The sequence below is a fragment of the Enterococcus sp. AAFC-DPL-5146 genome (genome assembly GCF_058216635.1).
This window is the reverse complement of record NZ_CM177103.1, coordinates 2388722-2413373: the sequence shown is the minus strand read 5'-3', so window position 1 is coordinate 2413373 and position 24652 is coordinate 2388722. Positions and strand designations below refer to the sequence as shown.

The 24652-nt window shown below is 34.8% G+C and carries 24 protein-coding genes, 1 riboswitch and 1 other annotated feature (1 of these 26 only partly in view); of the genes, 21 read left to right on the top strand and 3 right to left on the bottom strand.

Annotated elements, in window-relative coordinates; all coding sequences use genetic code 11:
- Positions 1-57 (top strand) — a sequence feature (ribosomal protein L20 leader region) (it extends 76 nt beyond the left edge of the window).
- A gap of 68 nt (positions 58-125) precedes the next feature.
- From infC to psiE, 4 genes are all read left to right on the top strand, one after another.
- Positions 126-647, top strand: a complete 522-nt coding sequence (infC, locus tag AC4BB2_RS11055) for a translation initiation factor IF-3 (RefSeq protein WP_010762696.1) — start codon at positions 126-128, stop codon at positions 645-647.
- A gap of 111 nt (positions 648-758) precedes the next feature.
- Positions 759-959, top strand: a complete 201-nt coding sequence (gene rpmI / locus AC4BB2_RS11050; protein ID WP_010771140.1) for a 50S ribosomal protein L35 — start codon at positions 759-761, stop codon at positions 957-959.
- 77 nt (positions 960-1036) lie between these two features.
- Positions 1037-1396, top strand: coding sequence for a 50S ribosomal protein L20 (gene rplT, locus AC4BB2_RS11045; RefSeq protein ID WP_010763962.1), 360 nt, complete (start codon positions 1037-1039; stop codon positions 1394-1396).
- Between the two features lie 224 nt (positions 1397-1620).
- Positions 1621-2055, top strand: coding sequence for a phosphate-starvation-inducible protein PsiE (gene psiE / locus AC4BB2_RS11040; protein WP_490472984.1), 435 nt, complete (start codon positions 1621-1623; stop codon positions 2053-2055).
- A gap of 57 nt (positions 2056-2112) precedes the next feature.
- On the opposite strand, the gene AC4BB2_RS11035 is transcribed toward psiE, so the two are convergent.
- On the bottom strand, positions 2113-3159 hold the full coding sequence (locus AC4BB2_RS11035) for a YeiH family protein (RefSeq protein WP_490472983.1): 1047 nt from the start codon (positions 3157-3159) through the stop codon (positions 2113-2115).
- 106 nt (positions 3160-3265) lie between these two features.
- Here AC4BB2_RS11035 and AC4BB2_RS11030 point away from each other — a divergent pair, with 106 nt between their 5' ends.
- From AC4BB2_RS11030 to AC4BB2_RS10975, 12 genes are all read left to right on the top strand, one after another.
- Positions 3266-4075, top strand: a complete 810-nt coding sequence (locus tag AC4BB2_RS11030; RefSeq protein ID WP_490472982.1) for a LysR family transcriptional regulator — start codon at positions 3266-3268, stop codon at positions 4073-4075.
- A 214-nt stretch (positions 4076-4289) separates the two neighbouring features.
- Positions 4290-4646, top strand: coding sequence for a DUF7006 family protein (locus AC4BB2_RS11025; protein ID WP_490472981.1), 357 nt, complete (start codon positions 4290-4292; stop codon positions 4644-4646).
- Between the two features lie 139 nt (positions 4647-4785).
- Positions 4786-5265, top strand: a complete 480-nt coding sequence (locus tag AC4BB2_RS11020) for a MepB family protein (protein WP_490474694.1) — start codon at positions 4786-4788, stop codon at positions 5263-5265.
- A gap of 957 nt (positions 5266-6222) precedes the next feature.
- Positions 6223-6432 (top strand): hypothetical protein, encoded by a 210-nt coding sequence (locus AC4BB2_RS11015; protein WP_490472980.1) that lies wholly within the window; start codon positions 6223-6225, stop codon positions 6430-6432.
- 110 nt (positions 6433-6542) lie between these two features.
- Positions 6543-7217 carry a two-component system response regulator SapR gene (gene sapR / locus AC4BB2_RS11010; protein ID WP_490472979.1) on the top strand — a complete coding sequence of 225 codons (675 nt, stop codon included), beginning with the start codon at positions 6543-6545 and terminating at the stop codon, positions 7215-7217.
- Positions 7218-7230: 13 nt separating this feature from the next.
- Complete coding sequence (gene sapS, locus AC4BB2_RS11005) at positions 7231-8256, top strand: two-component system sensor histidine kinase SapS (protein WP_490472978.1); 1026 nt, start codon at positions 7231-7233, stop codon at positions 8254-8256.
- Between the two features lie 314 nt (positions 8257-8570).
- A complete protein-coding gene (locus AC4BB2_RS11000) occupies positions 8571-9434 on the top strand; it encodes a GRP family sugar transporter (RefSeq protein WP_490472977.1) in 864 nt (287 codons plus the stop codon).
- An 86-nt stretch (positions 9435-9520) separates the two neighbouring features.
- Entirely contained in the window at positions 9521-10909 is a 1389-nt protein-coding gene (locus AC4BB2_RS10995) for an amino acid permease (RefSeq protein ID WP_490472976.1), read from the top strand.
- A 133-nt stretch (positions 10910-11042) separates the two neighbouring features.
- A complete protein-coding gene (gene fumC / locus AC4BB2_RS10990; protein WP_490472975.1) occupies positions 11043-12407 on the top strand; it encodes a class II fumarate hydratase in 1365 nt (454 codons plus the stop codon).
- Positions 12408-12435: 28 nt separating this feature from the next.
- A complete protein-coding gene (locus tag AC4BB2_RS10985) occupies positions 12436-13614 on the top strand; it encodes an NAD(P)-dependent malic enzyme (protein WP_490472974.1) in 1179 nt (392 codons plus the stop codon).
- A 162-nt stretch (positions 13615-13776) separates the two neighbouring features.
- The gene (metG, locus tag AC4BB2_RS10980) at positions 13777-15786 is read left to right on the top strand and encodes a methionine--tRNA ligase (RefSeq protein WP_490472973.1); all 2010 of its coding nucleotides are present in this window, start codon (positions 13777-13779) and stop codon (positions 15784-15786) included.
- A gap of 190 nt (positions 15787-15976) precedes the next feature.
- The gene (locus AC4BB2_RS10975; protein ID WP_490472972.1) at positions 15977-17203 is read left to right on the top strand and encodes a hypothetical protein; all 1227 of its coding nucleotides are present in this window, start codon (positions 15977-15979) and stop codon (positions 17201-17203) included.
- A gap of 55 nt (positions 17204-17258) precedes the next feature.
- Here the strand turns inward: AC4BB2_RS10975 and AC4BB2_RS10970 are convergent, their stop codons facing one another.
- Together AC4BB2_RS10970 and AC4BB2_RS10965 are read right to left on the bottom strand one after the other, a co-directional pair.
- Positions 17259-17849, bottom strand: a complete 591-nt coding sequence (locus AC4BB2_RS10970; RefSeq protein ID WP_490472971.1) for a hypothetical protein — start codon at positions 17847-17849, stop codon at positions 17259-17261.
- Positions 17850-17948: 99 nt separating this feature from the next.
- Positions 17949-20120 (bottom strand): HelD family protein, encoded by a 2172-nt coding sequence (locus AC4BB2_RS10965; RefSeq protein WP_490472970.1) that lies wholly within the window; start codon positions 20118-20120, stop codon positions 17949-17951.
- A 152-nt stretch (positions 20121-20272) separates the two neighbouring features.
- Between AC4BB2_RS10965 and AC4BB2_RS10960 the strand changes: the two genes are divergently transcribed.
- The 5 genes from AC4BB2_RS10960 to gcvH all read left to right on the top strand — a co-directional run bounded on the left by AC4BB2_RS10960 (position 20273) and on the right by gcvH (position 24652).
- Positions 20273-21040: a TatD family hydrolase gene (locus AC4BB2_RS10960; protein WP_490472969.1), complete on the top strand. Its 768-nt coding sequence runs from the start codon at positions 20273-20275 to the stop codon at positions 21038-21040.
- A complete protein-coding gene (gene rnmV / locus AC4BB2_RS10955) occupies positions 21040-21636 on the top strand; it encodes a ribonuclease M5 (RefSeq protein WP_490472968.1) in 597 nt (198 codons plus the stop codon). The genes AC4BB2_RS10960 and rnmV overlap by 1 nt, the downstream gene beginning before the upstream one ends.
- A complete protein-coding gene (gene rsmA, locus AC4BB2_RS10950) occupies positions 21633-22514 on the top strand; it encodes a 16S rRNA (adenine(1518)-N(6)/adenine(1519)-N(6))-dimethyltransferase RsmA (RefSeq protein ID WP_490472967.1) in 882 nt (293 codons plus the stop codon). The genes rnmV and rsmA overlap by 4 nt, the downstream gene beginning before the upstream one ends.
- Before the next feature lie 343 nt (positions 22515-22857).
- A riboswitch (glycine riboswitch) is annotated at positions 22858-22962 on the top strand.
- 198 nt (positions 22963-23160) lie between these two features.
- Positions 23161-24246 (top strand): glycine cleavage system aminomethyltransferase GcvT, encoded by a 1086-nt coding sequence (gene gcvT, locus AC4BB2_RS10945; RefSeq protein ID WP_490472966.1) that lies wholly within the window; start codon positions 23161-23163, stop codon positions 24244-24246.
- Positions 24247-24268: 22 nt separating this feature from the next.
- Positions 24269-24652 (top strand): glycine cleavage system protein GcvH, encoded by a 384-nt coding sequence (gcvH, locus tag AC4BB2_RS10940; protein ID WP_490472965.1) that lies wholly within the window; start codon positions 24269-24271, stop codon positions 24650-24652.

Here is a 24652-nt window from a genome sequence, read left to right as displayed (position 1 = left end):
TTGATATAAGTCCAAGTTATTGCGGGATCTGTAAACAGAGCCTGTTTTTTTATTGTATTTTTACGATAATGGACGTTTAGGAAAAAGTTTCAGCGATGATTTTCTCGTAATAAACTTGGAGGTGAATGACCATAGCAAAGGATATGATGGTGAACGACGGCATTCGTGCACGCGAGTTACGTTTGATCGGACAAGACGGCGAACAATTAGGTGTAAAAACAAAAGTGGAAGCATTACAAATTGCTGAAACAGCCAACCTGGATTTAGTTCTAGTAGCACCTACTGCGAAACCTCCTGTTGCGCGAATTATGGATTATGGAAAATTCCGTTTCGAAACGCAAAAGAAAGAGCGCGAAGCTCGTAAGAAACAAAAAGTGATCAACGTAAAAGAAGTTCGCTTAAGTCCAACAATTGACTTAAATGACTTTAATACAAAACTTCGTAATGCACGTAAATTCTTAGAAAAAGGCGATAAAGTGAAAGCTTCTATCCGATTCAAAGGCCGTGCCATTACCCACAAAGAAATTGGTCAGAAAGTTCTTGATCGCTTAGCAGAAGAAACTGCAGATATTGCTACAGTGGAACAAAAAGCGAAAATGGACGGACGCAGCATGTTTCTAACGCTGGCACCGAAGAATGAAAATTAAGCTAACAAGCTGATAATTAGTTAATGAAATTTTTTGAGGATGCTAGTTCAACTTTTTCAACTAATTTAGTTGAACTGTATACGAAATGAAAATGTAGGAGGAAAATTAGTCATGCCAAAACAAAAAACACACCGCGGATCAGCAAAACGTTTCAAACGTACTGGTAACGGCGGGTTAAAAAGATTCCGTGCGTTTACAAGTCACCGTTTCCACGGTAAAACAAAAAAACAACGCCGTCAATTGCGTAAAGCAGGAATGGTATCAGCAGGCGATTTCAAACGTATTCGTCAACAATTAGCAAGAATGAAATAAGCAAGCTGAAAATTCTTGTACTAAGCTAGCAATTAAAATAACTCATAGAGATAACAGATATTTAGGAGGAATTAACCATGGCACGTGTTAAAGGTGGCGTAGTAAGCCGTAAACGTCGTAAAAAGATCCTTAAGTTAGCGAAAGGCTATTACGGATCAAAACATACTTTATTTAGAACAGCAAAAGAACAAGTAATGAAATCTTATAGTTATGCATACAGAGATCGTCGTCAGAAAAAACGTGATTTCCGTAAATTATGGATTGCTCGTATCAACGCAGCAGCTCGTATGAATGGCTTGAGCTATTCTAAATTAATGCACGGTTTGAAATTGGCAGAGATTGATATCAACCGCAAAATGTTAGCTGAATTAGCAGTTAACGATGCAGCAGCATTTACTGCATTAGCTGACCAAGCTAAAGGTGCTTTAGCAAAATAATTAATACTTTGGCCTCTTCTTTTAAGTTAAGAAGAGGTCTTTTGTTCCATTCTATAGATAATTTGTTTAAATAGAGCTATAAATCGATTGTTTTCCAGAGTTTTTGCCAGATTTAGATTTTTACATCGCTTAAAAAAAATGCTATATTATTTCTATAAAGAAAGAGTAGCAAAGGCTTTTAAACGAAACGAATGTTGCTACTTTTGAAACAAAGGAGGAAAGTGATGAAACAAGAAGAAAGATTTGGTGAGATGCAAAAATATATCAATCTAGTTTTGGATGTAGTTTTAGGACTACTTGCGATACTCATTTTGATTTTTATGATACGTCAACTGATGGATATCAGTATGTTTGTCGTTAAGCCCATGACAGCTAAAAATTTATCTCTTGTGATGCAGGAAGTCGTGGCATTTTTTATGTTATTTGAGTTTATTATGATGATAATAAGGTATATTCAAGAAGGACATCATATACCAATTAGGTATCTGATCCTCATCTGTATTACAGCTATCTTAAGGCAGTTGATGGTTTTACATGGTGAAGCTGTCCAAACGTTATTATTAGCTGTAGCAATTTTATCTTTAGTTATTGTGTTGTACGTACTTAATTTAAGCGGCAATAAATCATATGCTGGATTCAAACCAAAAAAAGATGAATAACGTCACTAAAGAAAAAGATCACTCGATTAAAAAATGAGAGTGATCTTTTTTGTTTAACTAAATATTTAGTAAGCGAATTAATCCAATCGCTAAAATCACTTGAATCAACCCAACTGATAAGCCATAAATTAAGAAGCGTTTACCTTCTTTGAAGAATTTTTGAAAATCTAATCGTAAACCAATTGCAGCTAAAGCGGTGATTTCAAACCAGCCACTAAGGAAATGAGCGCTTTGACTTAATTCTTTTGGCAAGTGGATGAGACTGTTTAAAATACAAAATAAAACAAATCCTACAATATACCAAGGTAAAGCGGACTTCTTTTTATTCGGATGCGTTTCAGAAGTGCTCGAGACCACGGATTTTTTGTGCTTAAATTTACCAAAAAGATAAACGACAACTACAAGCAACATAATACGCATGATTTTAAACAACATAGAAAGCTCTACGACTTGACTGTTAACCATACTAGCACTTGCAACGACTTGTCCGACTGATTGTAAGATACCACCAATTAAGGCGCTTTTTGTTAGAATGTCAGTCCCATAAATAATAGAAGCAATAATTGGCAACAGCAACATCAAGATAGTTCCCAATAAATTAACTAATGTAATAATCTGTCCTTTTTCTTCTTCTTTTGCGTTGATTGAAGGTGCAATTGACGCAACAGCAGATGAGCCGCAGACTGCATTTCCCCCAGCCATCAACAAAGACATATTATCTGAAAACAGCATTTTTTTTCCAAGCATATAAGTAGCGACAATGGTTAAACTCATTTGTAAAAGAACAAACATTCCGCCTTTGATTCCAATTTGAGCAATTGTTTGAAAGGTAACCGTTGCGCCTAATAACACAACCGAAAATTCTAATAATAGACTTTCTGCCACTTTTGTTCCTTTTTCTAAAACTGGATTTTTCAAAAAAGTATTACCTAACACAATACCAAGTAAAATCGCAATGGTCGCAGCACCTAAAGTAGGTAGCCAAATTGCTGCTACTTTACTAATAACGGCTACGACAAAGGCTGTTATTAATCCAGGTAAAATAGTCATGGCTTTTGTTATATAAGATAGTGTTGTATCATTATTCTTCACTAATTCGTTCATCTTCTTTCCTTATTTATCTGTAAATCAAGTATAACCGAATAATTTGCATTTGAGAAATAAATAGTTAAAATGATATCTATAATGAAAACGAATGGAAAGGCTCTCTATGTTTAAATTACTGAAAACATTTCGTGTCGCTTATGAAACAAAAAATTTTTCAAAAACTGCTGAACAGTTATTTATTTCTCAACCAGCTGTTTCAAATCAAATCAAACAATTAGAAGAAGAACTTAATATTAAGTTATTTGTTCGAAATGGACGTCAAGAAATTATCACTACTAAACAAGCAGATACTTTGTACAATCATCTACTTAACCTATCAGATGATTGGGAAGATACACTGCAAGCTATCCAGATACCAACGGTTCCTAAAGAAATCTGTAAAATCGTTGCATCAAATACATTTGCTGTTTATTATTTACCTGAATTGATGGCGCAACTAGTTAGCCAGTTTCCAGAAGTTTCGTTTATTTTAGAGATGGATAATTCTGAGGAAGTCTTGAACAAAATTGAGAAACATCAAGCACATTTTGGATTTATTGAAAAACCACTAATAACAGAGTCAATCGTTCGTCAAGAAATTTTATCCGATGAGCTGGTTCATGCTGGAGATTTTTCCCAATCATTATGGTTGGTTAGAGAAGAGAATTCTGGTGTTTTTCATTACACAGAACGCTACTTTTTAGAACAAAATTTAAGTCCTAAAAAAATGATAATCAAAAATAATGAAATGATTGTTAGATTTTTGGAGCAAGGAGTAGGACAATCCATTATCTCAAAAAAGGCGTTGACGAAAAATATATCATGGCGCTCTCTTCCTCAATCGTATCAAAGAAATTTTTATTTCATCAAAAGAAACCAGATTACATCTCTTAAATTAGCTGAAATTGACTTGTATATTAATGACTATTATTGATAAAAATTGGAGAAAATATTATTATTTTTTAATCTCACGATATGTAATAGACTTTTTAATGGAAAAAAATAGGTATCTTGTGCTATCTTATTAGGAGATATTAAGAAATGCTATATCAAAATTGCTATAAAAATTAATCAATAAGGATATATTACTTTTGTTAGTTTGATAAATTGAGGCTATTGCGATGAGTTGTACGCTAGGAGGAAGTAGAATGGAAGCATTTTTATGGAATATTCAGTTAGAAGAATATGTTGCAACAGTCGATCAAACAATCAAAGTTGAACAAGATTTTATTAATTATTATAAAAGTCTTGCCGAAAAAGCCAATCAATTGGTTGAAAATGTTGATGGTAAATCACTATCAACAATTTTACCGAGATTGATGGCTATAGACGAAAAATGTACACTAGTTATTTTTTATATTTTCAATGGCTATGCGTTAGAAAATGGCACCGTGTCTGATACGATTCAGCTGATTGAACAAGAGTACAAAAAAACGCATAGAGAAAAATATATTTTTGATATGCCTGAATATGAAACTTGGTCAATTTCGCAACGAATTGTATAATCTTTATATAAAAATCATTACATACAGAGGGATGTTTCTATAAACTAGTTATAAAATAATAGAAAACCAATAAATAGTGTGATTGAGAGAGAGCAAAAGTTCTCTTTTTTTTATTGAGGGGTGTAACGATTTGGAATCGATGAGTTATATAATAAGTATTATTCAAGACATCAGTGATTATCCGGTAACAAACGTCACGTTAGAAGAACAAAATAAAGACTATGAAGGAACATCATTTTCAGTCGCTGATGAATCATTTCGAAGCAGAATGGCGAAAAAAACGACAAAAAAGCTTGGTTATTTTGTTGTTTTTTGGGAGAAAGATGTATCTAAGAAAAATAAGCCTTATGATTTTTGCACTGCACCTAACAAGTTGATTATTACAATAGTCGATCAAAATAAAATCGGTCAGTTTGTATTTCCAAAAGAACTTTTAGCAGAAAAGAACATTTTGAATAATGGAGAAAATAAAGGGAAAATGGCTCTTAGAGTATATCCAGAGTGGGTGACTGGATTGAATAAAACAGCACGAGCAACTCAAAAATGGCAAAGTCCATTCTTTATAGACCTAACAAATACTCGGGATCTGTTAGCATTGAAAAAGTTGTACTTGGAATAAGTACATAAAGTTTTTTGATTAGAAGATAAACTTTTCGATAATAAAAAAGAGAACTTTTACTATAGTAAAAAAACAATCATTTAAAGATTGTAAAAAATAAACTGGAAATAAGCAATAAAGCCTATTTCCAGTTCTAATAGTCATCAATAAAGAAAATACAAACAATGATATTCGTATAAAAGGAAGTACGAAAAAAAGTTGTGTTCATTTTATTCATTGTGTTTTCTTAAGAATACTTGGGAGTAGTAGTTGACTATTATTTTTTAGAGGGTTGCTTTCCTTACAGATTAAAACATCCAGGAGAATGGGTAAAAAGCTGGTTGGGATCAGCTTTTAGTATAGTCAATGGTTGGTCGACAATTTTTACAATATGATTAAAAAGTAAGTAAGCAATTCCCTCCAGATAGAAACGAATACATAAAAAAATGGCATTGGATACACGTCCAATGCCATTGTAAGTACAATAAATAAGCATAAACATTCTTTACTCTGAAAAAAACTAGTAAAACCTCTAGAAATTTTCGCAAAAATTGAGTAAAATGGAAGATGTCAATGTATAAATATTGGCTTAAGCAACTTGATTGGTCAGGTGTTCACTGACTGTTCAGGGCTTCGTGGTTTAGTTGGTAGCTAAATCATGAAGTGCTTTTTTTTATCCTATTCGTTTCTATCTATCATCCATTTTATAGGAAAACCTTTTTTTGGTCAATAAAGTGTTTGAAAAAAATTACTTATTAACTAGATAATTGCTTTTCTAGTATAAATTTTCTCTATTAATAAGAAAAAAATACTATCTATAATTGTTTAGTGATAAAAAGTCGAGTAAGATCTTTTGAGGAAACAGATATAACTCATTGATAGAGTAAGAAATGAGTTTTATTTTACTTTAAAAAAAGGATTTGATAGCGTAAAATGTAAGTGGATACAAAAATAAAAGATAGTTGTGAGGAAAAGAAGATGGTAATGGAACTGGTTATAGTACTGACGATTTTCACCTATGGCAGTAACTTTATTCTATATATGGTTCTTAAGCAAAAAGAAAAAATACAAGGGGTCGAGAAATTGTCGATCATTTTTGGTATTAATATGACGATTTTACTGTTAAATGGCATCTTTTTATTTATTGGAAAGATGATTGCCGATAGTGGAATTGCTGTTTTGGAGTGAGTGTTTTTTGGGTTGGCATCATTTTTTCTTAAAATTCGGCTAAAAGTCCTATATGAATGACGAGTGATTTCTGATAAGGTACAATAGAAAGAAACAACTGGAGGGTGAATATGGCAAAAATCATGATTATAGAAGATGAAACAACCATCCGTGATCTAATCAGTGAAGAATTACAGAAATGGCAGTTTGAAGCGTTTGGAACGACGAATTTTAATAATGTTTTAGAAGATTTTCAGCGTGAAGATCCTCAATTGATTTTATTGGATATCAATCTTCCTGTTTTTGACGGTTATTACTGGTGTCAAAAAATACGTGAAGTTTCTAAAATTCCGATTATTTTTATTTCTAGTCGAAATACGAATATGGATATGATTATGGCGATGAATATGGGGGCAGATGATTTTGTCACTAAACCGTTTCAGTTGGATGTGTTAATTGCTAAAATTAATGCATTACTGCGTCGTTCTTATAATTATTCAGAAGTAGGTAGTGAAGTCATGTCTCACAATGGAATCACTTTAAACGTTGATAATGGAAGCATGGAGATCGATGGAGAAGTGATTGATTTAAGCAAAAATGAATATCGTTTATTGTATATTTTAATTAAGAAACACGGGAAAATTTTGACGAGAGAGAAATTATTGCGTGCCTTGTGGGAAGATGAGCGATTTGTTGATGATAATACGCTGACTGTTAATATCAATCGTTTAAGAAAAAAAATCGAACAAGCAGGTATTGAAGGCTATATTGAAACAAAAGTTGGGCAAGGATACATCGTACCATAGATAGGAGAAAAAAATGACAGTTCGTAAGTATTTAAAAGATCATTGGCTTTTACTGGTCGGCTGGCTGTTTTTTATTGGAGTAACTTGTTTTGTTTTATGGTTATCCCCAGATATGGTTATGAAACCATCAGTCATTAGTTATTTGGTATTATTACAAGGGTTGTTTCTTCTGCTATTTTTAACAATTGATTATTCATTGAAAAAACGTTGGTGGAACTCTTTGGATGTTACAGAACATCCGCCTTCTTTGCAGCAGTATTTTGGAGATGCGTCAAAGTCAGAAGAAAAGCTGGTTCAAGATTATATTAATGGTTTACTGGTGGAGCACCAGCAAGTCATGCAACAGGCAATCAATAATCAACAAGACCAAAAAGATTATATCGATTCTTGGGTCCATGAAATCAAAGTCCCTCTTGCAGCTGTGAATTTAATTTTACAATCTATAGAAGATGATATTCCTGAAAAAAAATATTATTTAGTCGAAAATGAGTTAAATAAAATAGATGAGTATGTAGAGCAAGTTCTTTATTATGCCCGATTAGACAGCTTTTCCAGAGATTATTTGATTCAAGAACATTCGTTGAAAGAAATCGTTCAGTCGGTGATTCGAACACAAGGGAGTTACTTTATCCAAAAGAACTTGCGGTTTTCAATTGAAGGAAATGACCAGATGGTTTTGACAGATGCAAAGTGGGTAGTGTTTATTTTTAAGCAATTAGTTAGTAACGCTATCAAGTATACACCTACTGGTGGAGAGGTCACGGTTACCTTTTCACGTACAAAAGAAGGTGCGTGGCTATCATTGAAAGATACAGGTATTGGGATTCCAGAAGGTGATCAAGGACGTATTTTCGATAAAGGCTTTACTGGGGAAAATGGTCGGACAAGCGAGCACCATTCAACCGGATTAGGGTTGTATCTAGCCAAAAGCCTAGCAGATAAGTTAGGACATAAGCTGACAGTGGAATCTGTGGAAGGTGAAGGAACAACGATGAAACTGTTGTTTCCATTTTTGAGTTATTTTAATGAGCGAAGATAAGTAGTGTTGAGAAATGTTTGTTTAATTTCTCAGCGCTATTTTTGTATTAAAAAAATGAGAAGATCTGTAATTCAAAGAAATTTTTTATTGACTAAAGGGTAAAAAAGAATGCGGTTTGGAAGACAAATTTCGTTAATGTCTAATTTTTTATAATGAGGTAGAGTTAGATGATGATGGGTTATCATCAGAACTAAAACGCTAATCAACTCGAATAATGAGAGAAATTCTATTGAATTTTTTTCTTTCTTATGGTTGTATATAGAACACTTTTATTGTTAGACTTACTATATAATAGGTTTTGATAGGAGTATACTATGGAGATATTAGTGGCTTTGATCCCAATGTTTGCTTGGGGGAGTATTGGATTAGTAAGTGGTAAGATTGGCGGTAGTGCCAACCAGCAAACGCTTGGCATGACTATCGGCGCATTGTTCTTTTCAAGTATTCTCTTTTTTATCATTCAACCAACAATCAATATTCAAATGATTGTTGTAGGCGCTTTGTCAGGTTTATTCTGGAGTGTCGGACAAAATCAGCAGTTTCATGGGATGAAATATTTAGGCGTGTCCGTTGGTCTGCCTGTTTCAACGGGGATGCAGTTGATTATTAATACGGTTGCGGGAGCTGTATTCTTTCATGAGTGGAAAGGTAGTAGAGATTATTTTATCGGCTTTATTGCATTGGCTCTATTGGTTTTAGGAGCATATTTGACTGCTCGACAAGATGATGACGGTGGTGTGAAAACGACTAATTCAATGTTGAGTTTTAATAAAGGTTTACGGGCATTATTTGTATCAACAGTTGGTTATGGCGCATATACAATCATCATCAAAGCAGCTGAACTTGATCCGATGGGGATTATTTTGCCTCAAAGTATTGGAATGGTGATTGGTGCTAGTTTCTTTGCGTATAAAAAAATAAAAGTGGATCGTTATGTTTGGATGAATATGATTTGTGGGCTTTTATGGGGCTTAGGAAACATTTGTATGTTGTTGACGATGCGCCAACTTGGTTTAGCTGTCAGTTTCTCCTTATCTCAAATGGGGATTATTATCTCTACTTTAGGCGGAATTTACATTTTAGGTGAAAGAAAAACCAAAAAAGAAATGAGATATGTCATTATTGGTTGCCTATTCGTCATTTTTGGTGGTATTCTTTTAGGGTACATGAAAGCGTAAATGTATTATTTACGCTTATTTTTACGAAAAAAATGACTGCAATTATTTGTATAATCAAATGTGTTGATTTTATTGGAGGAAAAGAAATGTCGATGTTTAGAAAAAAAGGACTAACGGATGTATCAGCTGAGCCGAGTTCAATGAAAAAAGATTTAAAAACAATGGATTTGATCATGTTAGGGATCGGTGCAATTGTTGGAACAGGGATTTTTGTTGTGACTGGTGTTGCGGCTGAACAATATGCAGGACCTGCATTATCACTTTCATTCTTAGTAGCAGCAGGGGCAATTATTTTAGCAGGTTTATGTTATGCAGAGTTTGCTTCGAGGATTCCTGCAATTGGCGGACCGTATGCCTATATGTATGTTGTATTTGGTGAAATCGTTGCTTGGATGACTGGTTGGCTAGTAATATGTGAATTTTTTCTAGCAGTCTCTTCCGTTGCTTCTGGTTGGTCTGGTTATGTTCATGGCTTTTTAAACAGTCTAGGTGTAGATTTACCAAAAGCGTTGAGTGGTGCGTATAATCCAGCCAAAGGAACCTATGTGGATTTGATTGCTATGCTGGTTCTGTTAGCTGTTACATTTTGGGTGTCATTGGAAGCAAAAACTGCGTTACGATTGAACAATGTGATGGTTTTTGTTAAGTTTGGTATTATTGCACTCTTTTTGGTTGTAGGAATTTTTTATATCAAACCAGATAACTGGCAGCCTTTTATGCCGTTTGGGTTTTCGGGAGTGGTTAGTGGTGCAGCTGTGGTTTTCTTTGCCTTTTTAGGTTTTGATGCAGTTAGTATGACAGCAGAAGAAGTTAAAAATCCGCAAAAAGATATTCCAAGAGGTATCATAGGTTCAATCATCATAACTACAGTGTTATATGTGATCGTGACGTTAATTTTAACTGGTATCGTGCCTTTTGAAGCGCTAGGGGTAAAAGACCCAGTAGCCTTTGCGATGCGTTTTGTACAACGTGATGGAGTAGCTGCTGTGATATCCGTGGGGGCAATTTTGACGCTATTAACAGTAACTATTTCGATGATGTACAGCCTTGCTCGAATTATTTATGCTATTAGTAAAGATGGCTTGCTGCCCAAATTCATGAGTAAAATTGATGAAAAACATCGGACACCTAGAAATGCGACTTATGTAGCTGGTGTGTGTTCAATGATTTTTGCAGGGTTAGTACCGATGGAGCTTTTAGCTGAATTGACGAATATTGTCACATTGATGTATTTGATCGTGATGGCGATTGGTATTATTCGATTAAGAAAAATTGCTGGCGATCCAAAACCAGATGAATTTAAAATTCCGTTTGTACCATTTGTACCGATACTTTTAGTGATTGTAAGTATTGGGCTGATGTTACAGTTACAGGCAGCTACATGGAAAGCTTTTGTTGTTGCACTAGTTTTAGGATTTGTTATTTACTTTGCATATGGCTATAAACATAGTAGTGAAGGTCAAACTAAAAAATAAGCTAAAAAATCAGTAATCGTAATGATGACTGATTTTTTTATTTAAACAAAATTATCCGAAATTTCATTATGAAAAAAGTGTTGTTTGCAGTATAGTAAGAGTAAATAGTCAGGAAAAGGAGTGGATCAAAAGAATGTCATACCGAATCGAAAAAGATTCTATGGGAGCAATTCAAGTACCCGAAACGGCTCTTTGGGGAGCTCAAACGGAGCGCAGTAAACAAAATTTCAATATTGGCACGGAAAAAATGCCCCTTTCTCTTATTAAAGCTTTGGCATTAGTGAAAAAGTCTGCTGCAAAAGCGAATGAAACAACAGGAAAACTAGATCCAACCATCAGTCAAGCCATTCAAGATGCAGCAGATAGAATCATTAAAGGTGAAGTAAATGAACATTTTCCTTTATCTTTATGGCAAACAGGAAGCGGAACTCAGACAAATATGAACGTCAACGAGGTCATTTTTCATTTAGCTGCTAAAACGGATACGCTTGTTCATCCAAACGATCATGTCAACATGTCTCAAAGTTCAAACGACGTTTTTCCAACAGGAATTCATGTTGCAGCAGTATTCTTGATTGAAAAAGAGTTATTTCCTGTAATGACACAAGTGATTCAAACGTTAGAAACACTAGAATCACAGAATGAAAAAATCATAAAAATCGGCAGAACCCATTTACAAGACGCGACACCAGTTACATTTGCTCAGGAAATCAGCGGATGGCGTTCAGGAATAGAACATGCCTATCGTATGTTGGAGTTATCACTGACTGAGCTAAAACAGCTAGCAATCGGTGGGACGGCAGTCGGTACTGGTTTGAACGCCTCAAAACCATACATTGATGCATTCCTTAAAAGCTTGAATGAAGAGACAAATAATCAATTTTCAGAAGATCCAAATAAATTTCATGGATTAGCAAGTAAAGATGCGATTGTTTTTACTTCGGGTGCTTTAAAAGCACTTGCCGCTAATACAATGAAAATGGCAAATGATATTCGCTGGATGGCTAGTGGTCCTCGCAGTGGTTTAGGTGAAATTACGATTCCTGCCAATGAACCAGGAAGCTCGATCATGCCTGGGAAAATCAACCCAACACAATGTGAAGCATTAACGATGATTGCTATTCAAGTTATGGGAAATGATTCAACAATCGGAATCGGCGCTTCACAAGGGAATTTTGAATTAAATGTCTATATGCCGGTTTTAGCGTATAATTTGATCCAAAGTATTGAGTTATTGGCAGACGGGTTACGTTCTTTTGATCAGAATTGTTTGACTGGAATCAAGGCAGATCAAGAGAAAATGAATCAATATGTGGAGAAATCTTTAATGCTGGTTACAGCATTGAATCCTCATATCGGATATGATAATGGAGCGAAGATTGCTAAAAAAGCATTTGAAGAAAATCTTACGTTAAAACAAGCGGCATTAGCTACTGGATTAGTTACAGAAGCAGACTATGAAAGATGGGTTAAACCAGAGCAGATGTTAGGAAACTAAATTAAACCAATTTTGAAAGGAATAGACCATGACAGATATTTATGAAGAAGCCTTAAAAGCACATGCCAAGTGGCGTGGAAAAATTGATATCCACTCAAAAGTCGAAGTAAAAACAAAAGAGGATTTGTCCTTAGCTTATACACCAGGTGTAGCTGAACCTTGCAGAAAAATCCATGAAGATCAAAATAAAGTATATGATTATACATGGAAAGGAAATACGGTAGCCGTAGTGACCGATGGAACAGCTGTCCTTGGTTTAGGTGATATTGGACCTAAAGCAGCATTACCTGTAATGGAAGGCAAAGCGTTACTATTTAAAGAATTTGCCGGTATCGATGCAATCCCGATTTGTCTGGATACAAAAGATCCAAAAGAAATCATCAGCATCATCAAAGCAATGGCGCCGACATTTGGGGGAATTAATTTAGAAGATATTTCTGCTCCTCGCTGTGTAGAAATTGAACGGACATTGATTGAAGAATTAGATATTCCTGTTTTCCATGATGATCAACACGGGACAGCGATTGTTACGATTGCAGCTTTAATTAATGCTTTGAAGATTGTAGATAAAAAAGTCGATGAAATCAAAGTTGTAGTATCTGGAACAGGGGCTGCCGGCAGTGCAATTATTAAAATGCTGAATCATTTTGGCGTGAAGAATATCATTGCTTTTAACATCGATGGAGCTTTAAGTAAAACGATGGAAAGACCCATGAACTTTTTAGAAAAAGAGATTGCTGAAATTACGAACACAACTAATTTTCAAGGTACGCTAAGTGAAGCAATGGTAGGTGCAGATGTTTTTATTGGCGTTTCTGCCCCTAAATTGGTTTCAAAGGAGATGGTGGCTTCCATGAATTCAGGAGCTATCGTGTTTCCAATGGCTAATCCTGAATCAGAAATCAATTATCAAGATGCAATTGATGCAGGTGCAGCCGTAGTTGGAACAGGACGTTCTGACCATCCAAATCAAATTAATAATGTATTAGCTTTTCCAGGATTATTTAAAGGAGCTTTTGTAGCAGGTGCAACGAAAATAACTGAAAACATGAAACTTGCTGCAGCCAAAGCAATTGCAGAAATCATCCCAGAATCTGAGTTAACCAGTGAATACATTATTCCATCCGCTTTTAACCAAGAATTAGTAGAGGTCATTATTAGAGAAGTCGCTGAAATGGCCGTTCAAGATGGTGTTATTAGAGACTAAGAAGAAAATCAAATGGAAGCTTCCGTCAGTTTTATCAAAAATGATGCTGATAGAAGCTTTTTTATGTAGAGAAAATACAAGGATTTCTAGTTCAATAAAGCCAAGTATGGTATACTATTTAGGAGTAAATTCAAGAGAATGCTAAAGGAGGATGTTTCTATTATGTCAGAAAAAGAAACATTTTATATCACCACCCCGATTTATTATCCAAGCGGACAACTACATATCGGCAATTCCTATACAACAATTGCCTGTGATGCGATGGCCCGTTACAAACGTTTGATGGGTTTTGACGTATTTTACTTAACGGGTGTGGATGAACATGGACAAAAAATCGAAAACAAAGCATCAGAATTAGGTGTAACTCCTAAAGAATATGTCGATAAAATGGCGGCAGATGTTCAAAAATTATGGAAAACACTTGATATTAGCTATGATAAATTCATTCGTACAACAGATGATTATCATAAAAAAGCAGTACAACAAATCTTTGACCGTTTATTGGAACAAGGAGATATTTACCTTGGTGAGTACGAAGGTTGGTACTCTGTTTCAGATGAAGAATACTTTACTGAAACTCAATTAGCTGAAGTTTATCGTGATGACGAAGGTAATGTAATCGGCGGAAAAGCACCAAGCGGTCACGAAGTTGAATTAGTAAAAGAAGAATCTTATTTCTTCCGTATGAGTAAATACGCAGATCGTTTGTTGGAATATTACAATGAACACCCAGAATTTATTCAACCTGAATCACGTAAAAATGAAATGATTAATAATTTCATCAAGCCTGGTTTAGAAGATTTAGCTGTGTCACGTACAACATTTTCATGGGGAGTTCCTCTTTCTAATGATCCAAAACATGTGGTTTATGTATGGATTGATGCATTATCAAACTATATCACAGCATTAGGCTATGGTTCAGAAGATGATAGCCTATTCCAAAAATATTGGCCGGCGGATGTTCATATGGTTGGAAAAGAAATTGTACGTTTCCATACGATTTATTGGCCAATCATGCTGATGGCACTAGATTTACCATTACCTAAGAAAATTTTCGGTCACGGTTGGTTATTGATGAAAGACGGAAAAATGTCGAAATCTAAAGGCAATGTGGTTTATCCTGAAATGTTAGTAGAACGTTATGGCTTAGATGCTTTGCGTTATTACTTATTACGTGCGATTCCATTTGGTAGCGATGGCGTTTTTACACCAGAAGACTTTGTTTCACGGTTGAATTATGATTTAGCTAATGACTTAGGCAACCTGTTAAATCGTACAATTGCCATGATTAATAAATATTGTGATGGATTTGTACCAACATATGCGTCAAAAGTAACACCATTTGATAGCGAGTTATCAACAACAGCTGCAAATGTCATTGGTAAATATCATGAAGCAATGGAAAAAATGGAATTCAACACAGCGATTGCTGAAGTTTGGACCTTGATTTCTCGTGCAAATAAATATATTGACGAAACACAACCTTGGGTTTTAGCTAAAGATGAAGAAAAGAAAAATGAACTAGATAGTGTTATGGTTCATTTAGCGGAAAGTCTTCGTATTGTAGCGATTCTGTTGCAACCAGTAATGACTGAGACCCCGAAAAAAATCTTTGAACAATTAGGCTTAGATCCTGAAACCATGAATATGGAAAAAATCCATTTCGGTGAGTTTCCAACTGGAATCAAAGTTGTTGCAAAGGGAACACCTATTTTCCCACGTTTAGAAATCGAAACAGAAGTGATTTATATTCAAAAGAAAATGTCTAACAATGAACAAACAACAACGGAAGAAATCAAATGGAACCCAGAAGAAACGGAACTTGTTTCAACAAAAGAAAAACAAATCAAATATGATGATTTTGATAAAGTGGAATTAAAAGTAGCTGAGGTCGTTGATTGTAAAAAGGTCAAAGGCGCAGATAAATTATTACAATTCCGTCTAGATGCAGGAGACGAACAAGATCGTCAAATCCTTTCAGGGATCGCTGAATTTTATCCAGATCCAAGTGCTTTGATTGGCAAAAAAGTTGTGATTGTAGCAAACTTAACACCAAGAAAAATGCGAGGAGAAATCAGCCAAGGAATGATTCTTTCAGCTGAATCTCCAGAAGGTAAATTACAACTTGTAGATGCACCAAAAGAAATGCCAAATGGAGCAAGCATTGCTTAATTGATTCAACATCAGAAAAAAACGATCCACAGAAAGTACGTTTATCTATAAATGATAGGCGGATACTGGGATCGTTTTTTACTTTATAAATCAAAAATGGCTCAAACAAAAGTGGGAATAAACTAGAACTTACGGTATGATTATTTAAAGTCGAAAAAAACTCAAGTAAATGAATAAGGAGAATAGTAGAATGAAAATGAAAAAATATGTGTTGGGAATAGTTTCAGTAGTTACTGTATTTTTTTTAGCAGCTTGTGGGGCAGATCCGAGAAAAGATTTTACAAACGAACTCTTGAATGCAAAAAGTGAGCAGTACAATGCCGCAACTTTTGAGATGAAAATCAAAGATTTGACGTATGATGGTGATGAGGGTGGAGCCTATGTGAAAATGTTTGCCAGCCAGTTAAAAGATCTGAGCATCACTGGGAGTTATGCTACGGACGAAAAAGAAGAGAGCATGGAAATGGAAATCACAGCCAATGCGTTTGGTGAAAAATTGCCGTTTCAATTTGTCGGTAAGAAAGACACGTTTTATATGTCTACTAGTTTTGTTTCTGGATTACTTAATCTAGCAAATTCTTTAGGCTATCCAGGGGAACTAAAAAAAGCTGATTTAAACAAGCTAAAAGGAAAATATATTGATGTGGCTGAGGCCGGTGAGACACTTTCTTCTGGGAAAGTAGACAAGAAGCAAAATCCATTGAAGAATAAACTATTTTTAAATTCTGAAGACGCTAAAATGGGCAAAGAAATGAAAAAACTAATCGAAAGTTTCGATAAAAAATCATTTACACATGAAAAAGATATCATTACTCATACCTTTACAAAAGATGAAATCATTAAAATAATGGAAAAAATGGATGAAGTATCCAAAGAAGATAAAGACTACAAAAAATCAGGTAATGAAAAAGAACTGAAAGATGCAATCAACACAGTCAAAAAAGACATAAAAAAAATGGACGTAAAGGTAAGTGTTAACCAAAAGACAAAAGCGACAGATCTGGACATTTCTATGGCAGCTGTGGATAATAAGAAAGCAAACATCGGAATGGGTATGACTATTTCAATCAAGCCACAAAAGAATGACAAAAAAATTAAGTTACCAAGTAAAAAAGAGGTAATCAGTGATGCTGAATTAAAAGGTATTTTATCTGATATCACTGGAACAAATTCAACTAAAAAAGATTTAGAAGATAGCTCCATTGATTATAGTGGTTTAAAAGACGATCCAGAACTTCAAAAAATGATGGATGAGCAATTAAATGAAATAATCAAACAAATCGAAGAAAACCCTGAAATAGTGACGGATGATTCTGCAAAAGTAATTCGTGAAAAAGTGAAAGATATCTTTAATGAAGAACAAATGAAGAGATTAAACGAAGCAATAGACAACGCGTTAAAAGCTGGAACAGTTTAAAGTAGATACAAAGACAGCAGCCTCTATCATAGGCTGCTGTCTTTGTATCTACACATTAGAGCTTTAACTTTTTATTTGATTTAAACCTGCGGAAACGAGTAGGCAAAAGCATAATTAATATCCCATAAGGCACACTAATGATTGACCAAGTTAAACTTCGACTCAAAGTATTGTTTTTATACAGCCAATTAAGTAAAAAATGTAAGCCCACGATACTAAGTGCTACAAACATTAAAACGGCATAACTAGGTTCATTTTTAATAGCAACTCGAAAGATTCCGCCAATCAAAGGAACCAAATAAAAATAAGCACTTGTTAATGAAATACGCCAACTTTTTGCCACTGTTCCAAGGTTTATCAAGAAAAATAAGATAGACAGTAGAATACCTAACGGCGGGAAAAAAGCGATCAAAACAGAATAAACAGCACCCCATAAAATCATCAGCGGACCTTTTACAATCGCTGCAACAGCCACAAAAATAGCAATCAGAAGAAATTGCTGAGTCATAGTTCCATAAGCCAACAAACCAAAGAGAATAAGTAAAAACCAATGCCAAATCGTATTGACTTGTGGTTTTCTTTGAATGGTTACATTCTTTTGGATCGTTGTTTTTAAAAAGTCAGATTCTTCGAAGAAATTTTTCAAACAGCACTCACTCCTATCAAATTAAAAATCAGACTGGAGTTAAGTTTACTGCTAGATAGAGAAAAAAACATCGGGCTAAAGTCGGTTTTTATTTAAATATTAAAGTTTAAACAATTCAGAAATCTCCCCCACATAAGGCAGAAATACCTGCTTCATCCCACGAGAAATCGCTGTATAAAGAATTTTCTTCTCTCTTTCAGTCGTCCCATAACGCACGGTTGAAGGATCATGAATAATCACATTATCAAACTCAAGCCCTTTTGCCATATCAATTGAAAGGATTTGAGCGGTAACAGAGCTGTTTTTTTGTGAAAGTTGTTGTTCTAACAACTCTGCTTCATAAGCTGTTTTTGTAATGATCGCAGTATCTTCTTCAACAGCTAAAGTATCCAAAAGGGAAGTAAGTGTATCTAAGTACGCTTCTTCATTTTCACAAAAAATAAATGCTGGCTTCTCACCATCTTTTCGAATCGGCACGATTTTAAGTTTTTCATGATTCGTGACAAGTGTTTGAAATAGCTGAGTGATTTCTTTACTTGAGCGGTAACTATTTAATAATTGATAAGAAGTAACAGATCGGCTAGAAGTAGATAATAATTTTTTCAAACTATTAAAACTAATCGACGTATTAAAAATTGCCTGATTTTCGTCACCAGCCAACGTAAAGTTCGCTTGTGGGAATAATTTCAGTAGTAAAAGAATTTGAGCTTCCGTATAATCTTGCACCTCATCCACTAAAATAAAGGCCATTTGACGATTGGATAAATCTTCAATAAATCTATCTTTGATTAATAATAAAATCACTACTTCATCTGCTGTATAAGCAGGCGTTACTTTTTGATACGCCTCTTGTTGATAAGTTTGATACAAGGATTCAAAAAGCAGCCATTGATCGAACCATGCAACATTAGCAATATCGTCTACCACTTTGCGGTATTTTTTTTGCAATCGTTGTAAGGCAAATTCTGCTAGTTGTTCTTCATCATCTTCCGTAAATGTGGTATCAAAATAACGTAATTGTTCTGCTTCTGTTAAATCTTGCATCTGATCAAGCATCTTTTTAGATTTTGCTTGTTTGATTAAATAACGATTCCAAAGGCTCGATAGCTTTTCTTTAGTAGCAGAAAGTCGATCTCTGATTGATAAAGTAGCTGGCGTTTCTTGATATAAATTAAAAATCAATTCAGCAGTAAATAATGGTTTACGTTTAAATAAAATCGGCTGAAAAAGAGCTTGTTGAATCAGTGAAGGATCGTTAAACGTTTGAATGAACTCAACAAATTCTTGTGATTGAATCACTTTTTGTTGTCTGTTTACCAGTTCAGCAGTGATTCGTTTAAAATACGTGGATTCACTTTCGATTGGTGCTTTTTCTCGGAAGGTAAACTTAAGAAATTGCAACAAAGTTAAATTCAATGGATTACGTTCACCTAAATTTGGCAATACTTGAGAAATATAATCAATAAATGTCGAATTTGGAGACAGCAATAAAATATCATCAGCTGTGATTTGTGTTCGATGATTATAAAGTAAATAAGCAATTCGCTGCATGATTGCCGATGTTTTTCCACTGCCGGCAATTCCATTGACTAAAAGCAACGGATGACTTTCATCCCGAATAATCTCATTTTGTTCTTGTTGAATCGTTGTAGTGATATCTTTCATATACTGAGAAGAATCAGCTTCTAGCGAATGAAGTAGAATATCATCTTGAATAGCAAGACTTGTATCAAAAAAATTAATCAAACGGTCTTCTTCAATAATCAACTGTCTTTTCAGATTCAAAGTAACAGGGATTTCATTTTTGTTCACAAGATAACTGCTATCACCTAAAACATTATTATAAAAAAGTGAAGCAATCGGGGAACGCCAATCGTAGATTCGTGATTCACCCTCTAGATTTGTAAAATCGTTCATGCCGATATAAAAAACATCACGATCAGAATCAGCGTCTAAAAACGTTACATCGATTTTTCCAAAATAAGGAACTTTCAGTAAACGTTCAACTTTTTCCAGTTGTTTGGCAGCCGTTGCAGTTTGGATGTTTAGCTGATCAATTTCTCTATTTTTCATTTCCATCATAGCAAAAGTCTCTAAGTTATCGGAATAACTGTCAAAATTCAGTTTAGTATCTCCGCTAAATTGCTCTAGTACAGATTTTCCTGTAGTATTGACTTCGTTGATAGCAGTTTGATAGGTGTCTTTTGCTTGAGTTAATTCTTCGTAAATTTGATGTAGATGGTTGGTTTCTTGTATGCGATCATTGGACATGTGGCTCCTCCTGACATGAATTGCTCTGACCGAATAGTATAAGCTATTTTTTTTTATAAAGCAATGATAAGTAGTTGATAATTTATTAGTGCTGTCCATTCAGCTTTTCGCTAAAATATGATAAAGTATAGAAGACAAAGGAGGGATTGTTCTTGATTTTTGATTCTCATACCCATTTAAACGCAGAACAATTTAATGAAGATATTCCAGAAACAATCGAACGTGCAAAAGAATTAGGTGTAACGGAGATGGCAGTGGTGGGATTTGATACACTAACGATAGAAAAATCTCTAGAGCTTAGCCAGCAATATAAAGAAATCCAAAGTATTATCGGATGGCATCCAACAGAGGCAGGAAGTTATACGCCTGAGATAGAAAAGAAATTACAACAATTATTAACAACACCTAAAGTCGTTGCCTTAGGTGAAATTGGCTTAGATTATTATTGGATGGAAGATCCTAAAGAGGTTCAAGATCGTGTCTTTAGACGTCAAATTGCTATCGCAAAAGAAATGAATCTACCTATCAGCATTCATACTCGAGATGCGATGGAAGATACTTATAAGATTTTGAAAGAAGAAGATATCCGTGATATTGGCGGGATTATGCACAGTTTTAGTGGAGATCCTGAGTGGATGAAGAAGTTTTTAGATATGGGAATGCATATTTCATTAAGTGGCGTAGTGACCTTTAAAAAAGCACTAGAAGTTCAAGATGTGGCTAAATCTGTTCCGCTAGATCGTTTATTAGTCGAAACTGATGCACCATACTTAGCACCCGTTCCTTATCGAGGCAAACGGAATGAACCTGGTTATACCCGCTATGTCGTTGAAAAGATCGCAGAATTACGTGAAATGCCATTTGAAGAAATAGCGAAGCAAACAACAGATAATGCCCACCGTTTATTCAGGTTAGTCTAATGACAAATAAACTGAGAATTGAAGAAATCATTATCGTTGAAGGAAAAGACGATACAAGACGCATTCAAGAAGTCGTGGATGCAGATACCATCGAAACAATCGGTTCAGCTATTAATGATGATATTTTAGAACAAATCGAACACGCCCAAGAAACCCGAGGCGTAATTATTTTTACAGATCCAGATTATTCAGGTGAAAAAATCCGTAAAACAATCATGGATGTTGTTCCAGATGCTAAGCATGCCTTTCTTTCACGGCGTTTAGCTGCACCGAAAAAGCGTGGCAGTAGTTTAGGCGTTGAACATGCTAGTGATGAAGCAATTTTAGAAGCACTGGAAAAAATTGTGACGCCAGTCAATGGGGAAGATAATTATCAAGAAATCCCTAGACAAACCTTAGTAGAATATGGTTTAATAGCGGGAGCTCATGCCAAGGAACGTCGAGAAAAATTAGGCGATGAACTGCGTATTGGGTATACGAACAGTAAACAATTAACGAAACGACTAAAAATGTTCCGCATCACTGAAAAGGAACTGACAAAAGCAATGAAAGACTTAAACTTGTTACCTAGTGAAAAATCGGAGGAATCAATTTGACAGAATATAAAGAAATAGCCACCCCTTCAAGAACCAAAGAAATTTTGAAGAAACATGGCTTTTCATTTAAAAAGAGCTTAGGGCAAAACTTTTTAACAGAACCGAATATTTTACGTAAAATCGTAGAGACAGCAGGAATCGACCCCCAAACTAATGTAGTTGAAGTTGGTCCGGGTATTGGAGCTTTAACTGAACAGTTGGCTAAAAATGCGGCGCAAGTTCTAGCATTTGAAATTGATGATCGTTTGATTCCAGTTTTAGAAGATACCATGAGTCCCTACAAAAATGTAACAGTTGTCCACAATGATGTATTAAAAGCGGATTTAGTTGGAACTACCAAAGAAGTTTTTGAAGAAAATCTTCCAATTAAAGTGGTAGCAAATTTACCATATTACATTACAACGCCCATCATGATGCATTTTCTAGAATCTGATTTAGAAGTAGAAGAAATGATCGTCATGATGCAAAAAGAAGTAGCAGATCGAATCTCTGCAAAACCTGGAACAAAAGCATATGGTTCGCTGTCAATCGCTGTCCAGTATTTTATGGAAGCCAGCATTGCCTTTATCGTACCAAAAACAGTTTTTATCCCGCAACCAAACGTTGATTCGGCAATCATCAAATTAACGAAACGAGATAAACCCGCTGTTGAAGTAACAAACGAAAAAGAATTTTTCAAATTAACAAAAGCTTCATTCCAGTTACGTCGTAAAACATTGTGGAACAACTTGATCCATTATTACGGCAAAGATGATCAAACAAAGGCTTGGTTAACAGAAAGTTTAACTGAAGCTGAAATTGATCCTTCACGTCGAGGAGAAACATTATCACTAGAAGAGTTTGGACGTTTAAGTAATATCTTGGAAAAAAATCGTTAAAGTATTCAAAAGAATAGCAGAAGAAGCAGATGAGATGCATCTGTTTCTTTTGTTTTCTTTTTTTATAAAATAATTGAAATGTGTTATTGACTTTTAACAAATATAAAGGATAATTAAAGTTAGAAAACGCTTTCTTGATTTATTTCCTATTATTGTAAATCCAAGTTTTGAAAAAAATAAAAGGATATGAGAAAATGGTTGTAGAACTTTTATTGGAAGGAATTATTGTTAAGGATTGATGGATTGTTTTTAATGAGAAGGCTTTCTTTTTTTTAGAATAGTTGTACTATCTGTTTTAAGGGCAACATTGGTAGTTTGATAGCTTATTAAATAAAGTAGATGGAAGAGAATTGCGGGAGAGACTAGCTTATAGCACCGAAGGAATAAATAATAAATGATGCAATTCATTTATTGTGAAGATCTCAGGTAAAAGGACCGTAATAGGACATCACTCTGGAAAGCGAAAGCACCGACGGAGCAACTCTTCAACAAGAAGACGAATCTCTCAGGTTTTGTACAGAGGAACAGGCACTTTTTTCAGGTGCCCGTTCCTCTGTTTTTTATATAGTTTTATGATTTGGAGGTGTCATTTAGTTAACGAAGAAACAGCTGACTTAAAAATACGAAAAAGCAAAGGAGTAGAAAAATGGATTTAAAAACCCCCTTATATGACGCACATCTTGCAGCAGGTGGAAAAATGGTTTCTTTTGCAGGATACACGCTGCCTGTTCAATATAAAGATAGCGGTGTGATTAAAGAACATTTAGCTGTTCGAAATCAAGTAGGATTATTCGATGTTTCCCATATGGGTGAAGTCGTTTATGAAGGGAAAGATGCCTTAGCCAATTTGCAGTATTTGTTAACAAATGATTTTAGTAATTTAGAAATAGGTCGTGTCAGATACACTTTGATGTGTAACGAAAATGGTGGCGTGATTGATGATTTATTAGTTTATAAATGTGCTGAAGAAAAATACTTATTGGTTATTAACGCAGCAAATAGAGCCAAAGACGTGGCTTGGATGAAACAGCATTTATTTGGCGAAGTTGAATTTACAGATCAGTCAGATCAGTTTGTTCAACTAGCATTACAAGGTCCAAAAGCAAAAGAAATTATTGGAAAACTAACATCTGAAGAAGACATTCCTAAAAAATATTATAGTTTTACTGAAAGCGCTGATGTTGGCGGTGTGAAATGTATTTTATCACGAACTGGTTACACAGGAGAATTTGGTTATGAGTTGTACTGTTCTGCTGAAGATGGCGTCAAATTATGGAATTTATTATTAGATACTGGCAAAGACTATGGCCTTATTCCGTGCGGTTTAGGAGCTCGTGATACTTTACGTTTAGAAGCAGGAATGCCATTGTACGGTCATGAAATGAACGAAGAAATCACGCCTCTTGAAACAGATTTAGGCTTTGCCGTGAAATTGAAAAAAGAAGACTTTATCGGGAAAAAAGCATTGATTGATAAAGGAGAGCCAAAAATTACCCGAATCGGTTTGCAACTAACGGAAAGAGGGATTGTCCGTGAAGATGCAGACGTCTATTTTAATGGGATGAAAATTGGTCAAACAACTTCTGGCACAATGTGCCCTTATATCAATAAAGCATGCGCAATGGCAATTGTAGAAAAAGGATTTGTCGAAATTGGTTCACCTATTGAAGTTGAAGTTAGAGGGAAGAAAATTGCAGCTGAAGTTGTAGCATTACCATTTATAAAAAAATAATTGGAAAAAGGAGACGGTTATTATGACAAAAACAGGAGAAATGAAATTTTCAAAATCGCACGAGTGGGTACTTTTTGATGGGGAGAAAGTAAAGATTGGTCTTTCTGATTACGCACAAGATCAGTTAGGGGATATCGTTTTTATAGATCTTCCAGATGAAGGCGATGAGGTAATAAAAGGAGAATCATTTGCTGATATTGAATCAGTTAAAGCTGTTTCAGAAGCCTATTCACCAATCACAGGGACGGTTACTGCAATTAATGAAGAGTTGATTGATAGCCCAGAATTGATTAATTCAGCACCACTGGATTCATGGTTGATTGAAGTAGAAAAAGTCGAAGACATTGAGGAGTTATTAACTGCTGAGGAATACAAAAAATTCTGCGAAGAATCTGAGGAGGCGTAA

Excerpts from the sequence above, each read along its gene's own strand:
- rplT (WP_010763962.1), top strand. The coding sequence starts at position 1,037 with ATGGCACGTGTTAAAGGTGGCGTAGTAAGCCGTAAACGTCGTAAAAAG.
- psiE (WP_490472984.1), top strand. The coding sequence starts at position 1,621 with ATGAAACAAGAAGAAAGATTTGGTGAGATGCAAAAATATATCAATCTA.
- gcvH (WP_490472965.1), top strand. The coding sequence starts at position 24,269 with ATGACAAAAACAGGAGAAATGAAATTTTCAAAATCGCACGAGTGGGTA.
- AC4BB2_RS11015 (WP_490472980.1), top strand. The coding sequence starts at position 6,223 with ATGGTAATGGAACTGGTTATAGTACTGACGATTTTCACCTATGGCAGT.
- AC4BB2_RS11020 (WP_490474694.1), top strand. The coding sequence starts at position 4,786 with ATGAGTTATATAATAAGTATTATTCAAGACATCAGTGATTATCCGGTA.
- AC4BB2_RS11030 (WP_490472982.1), top strand. The coding sequence starts at position 3,266 with ATGTTTAAATTACTGAAAACATTTCGTGTCGCTTATGAAACAAAAAAT.
- AC4BB2_RS10995 (WP_490472976.1), top strand. The coding sequence starts at position 9,521 with ATGTCGATGTTTAGAAAAAAAGGACTAACGGATGTATCAGCTGAGCCG.
- infC (WP_010762696.1), top strand. The coding sequence starts at position 126 with ATGACCATAGCAAAGGATATGATGGTGAACGACGGCATTCGTGCACGC.
- sapS (WP_490472978.1), top strand. The coding sequence starts at position 7,231 with ATGACAGTTCGTAAGTATTTAAAAGATCATTGGCTTTTACTGGTCGGC.
- gcvT (WP_490472966.1), top strand. The coding sequence starts at position 23,161 with ATGGATTTAAAAACCCCCTTATATGACGCACATCTTGCAGCAGGTGGA.
- AC4BB2_RS10965 (WP_490472970.1), bottom strand. The coding sequence starts at position 20,120 with ATGTCCAATGATCGCATACAAGAAACCAACCATCTACATCAAATTTAC.
- AC4BB2_RS10985 (WP_490472974.1), top strand. The coding sequence starts at position 12,436 with ATGACAGATATTTATGAAGAAGCCTTAAAAGCACATGCCAAGTGGCGT.
- rpmI (WP_010771140.1), top strand. The coding sequence starts at position 759 with ATGCCAAAACAAAAAACACACCGCGGATCAGCAAAACGTTTCAAACGT.
- AC4BB2_RS11000 (WP_490472977.1), top strand. The coding sequence starts at position 8,571 with ATGGAGATATTAGTGGCTTTGATCCCAATGTTTGCTTGGGGGAGTATT.
- fumC (WP_490472975.1), top strand. The coding sequence starts at position 11,043 with ATGTCATACCGAATCGAAAAAGATTCTATGGGAGCAATTCAAGTACCC.
- AC4BB2_RS11025 (WP_490472981.1), top strand. The coding sequence starts at position 4,290 with ATGGAAGCATTTTTATGGAATATTCAGTTAGAAGAATATGTTGCAACA.
- metG (WP_490472973.1), top strand. The coding sequence starts at position 13,777 with ATGTCAGAAAAAGAAACATTTTATATCACCACCCCGATTTATTATCCA.
- AC4BB2_RS11035 (WP_490472983.1), bottom strand. The coding sequence starts at position 3,159 with ATGAACGAATTAGTGAAGAATAATGATACAACACTATCTTATATAACA.
- sapR (WP_490472979.1), top strand. The coding sequence starts at position 6,543 with ATGGCAAAAATCATGATTATAGAAGATGAAACAACCATCCGTGATCTA.
- AC4BB2_RS10975 (WP_490472972.1), top strand. The coding sequence starts at position 15,977 with ATGAAAATGAAAAAATATGTGTTGGGAATAGTTTCAGTAGTTACTGTA.
- rnmV (WP_490472968.1), top strand. The coding sequence starts at position 21,040 with ATGACAAATAAACTGAGAATTGAAGAAATCATTATCGTTGAAGGAAAA.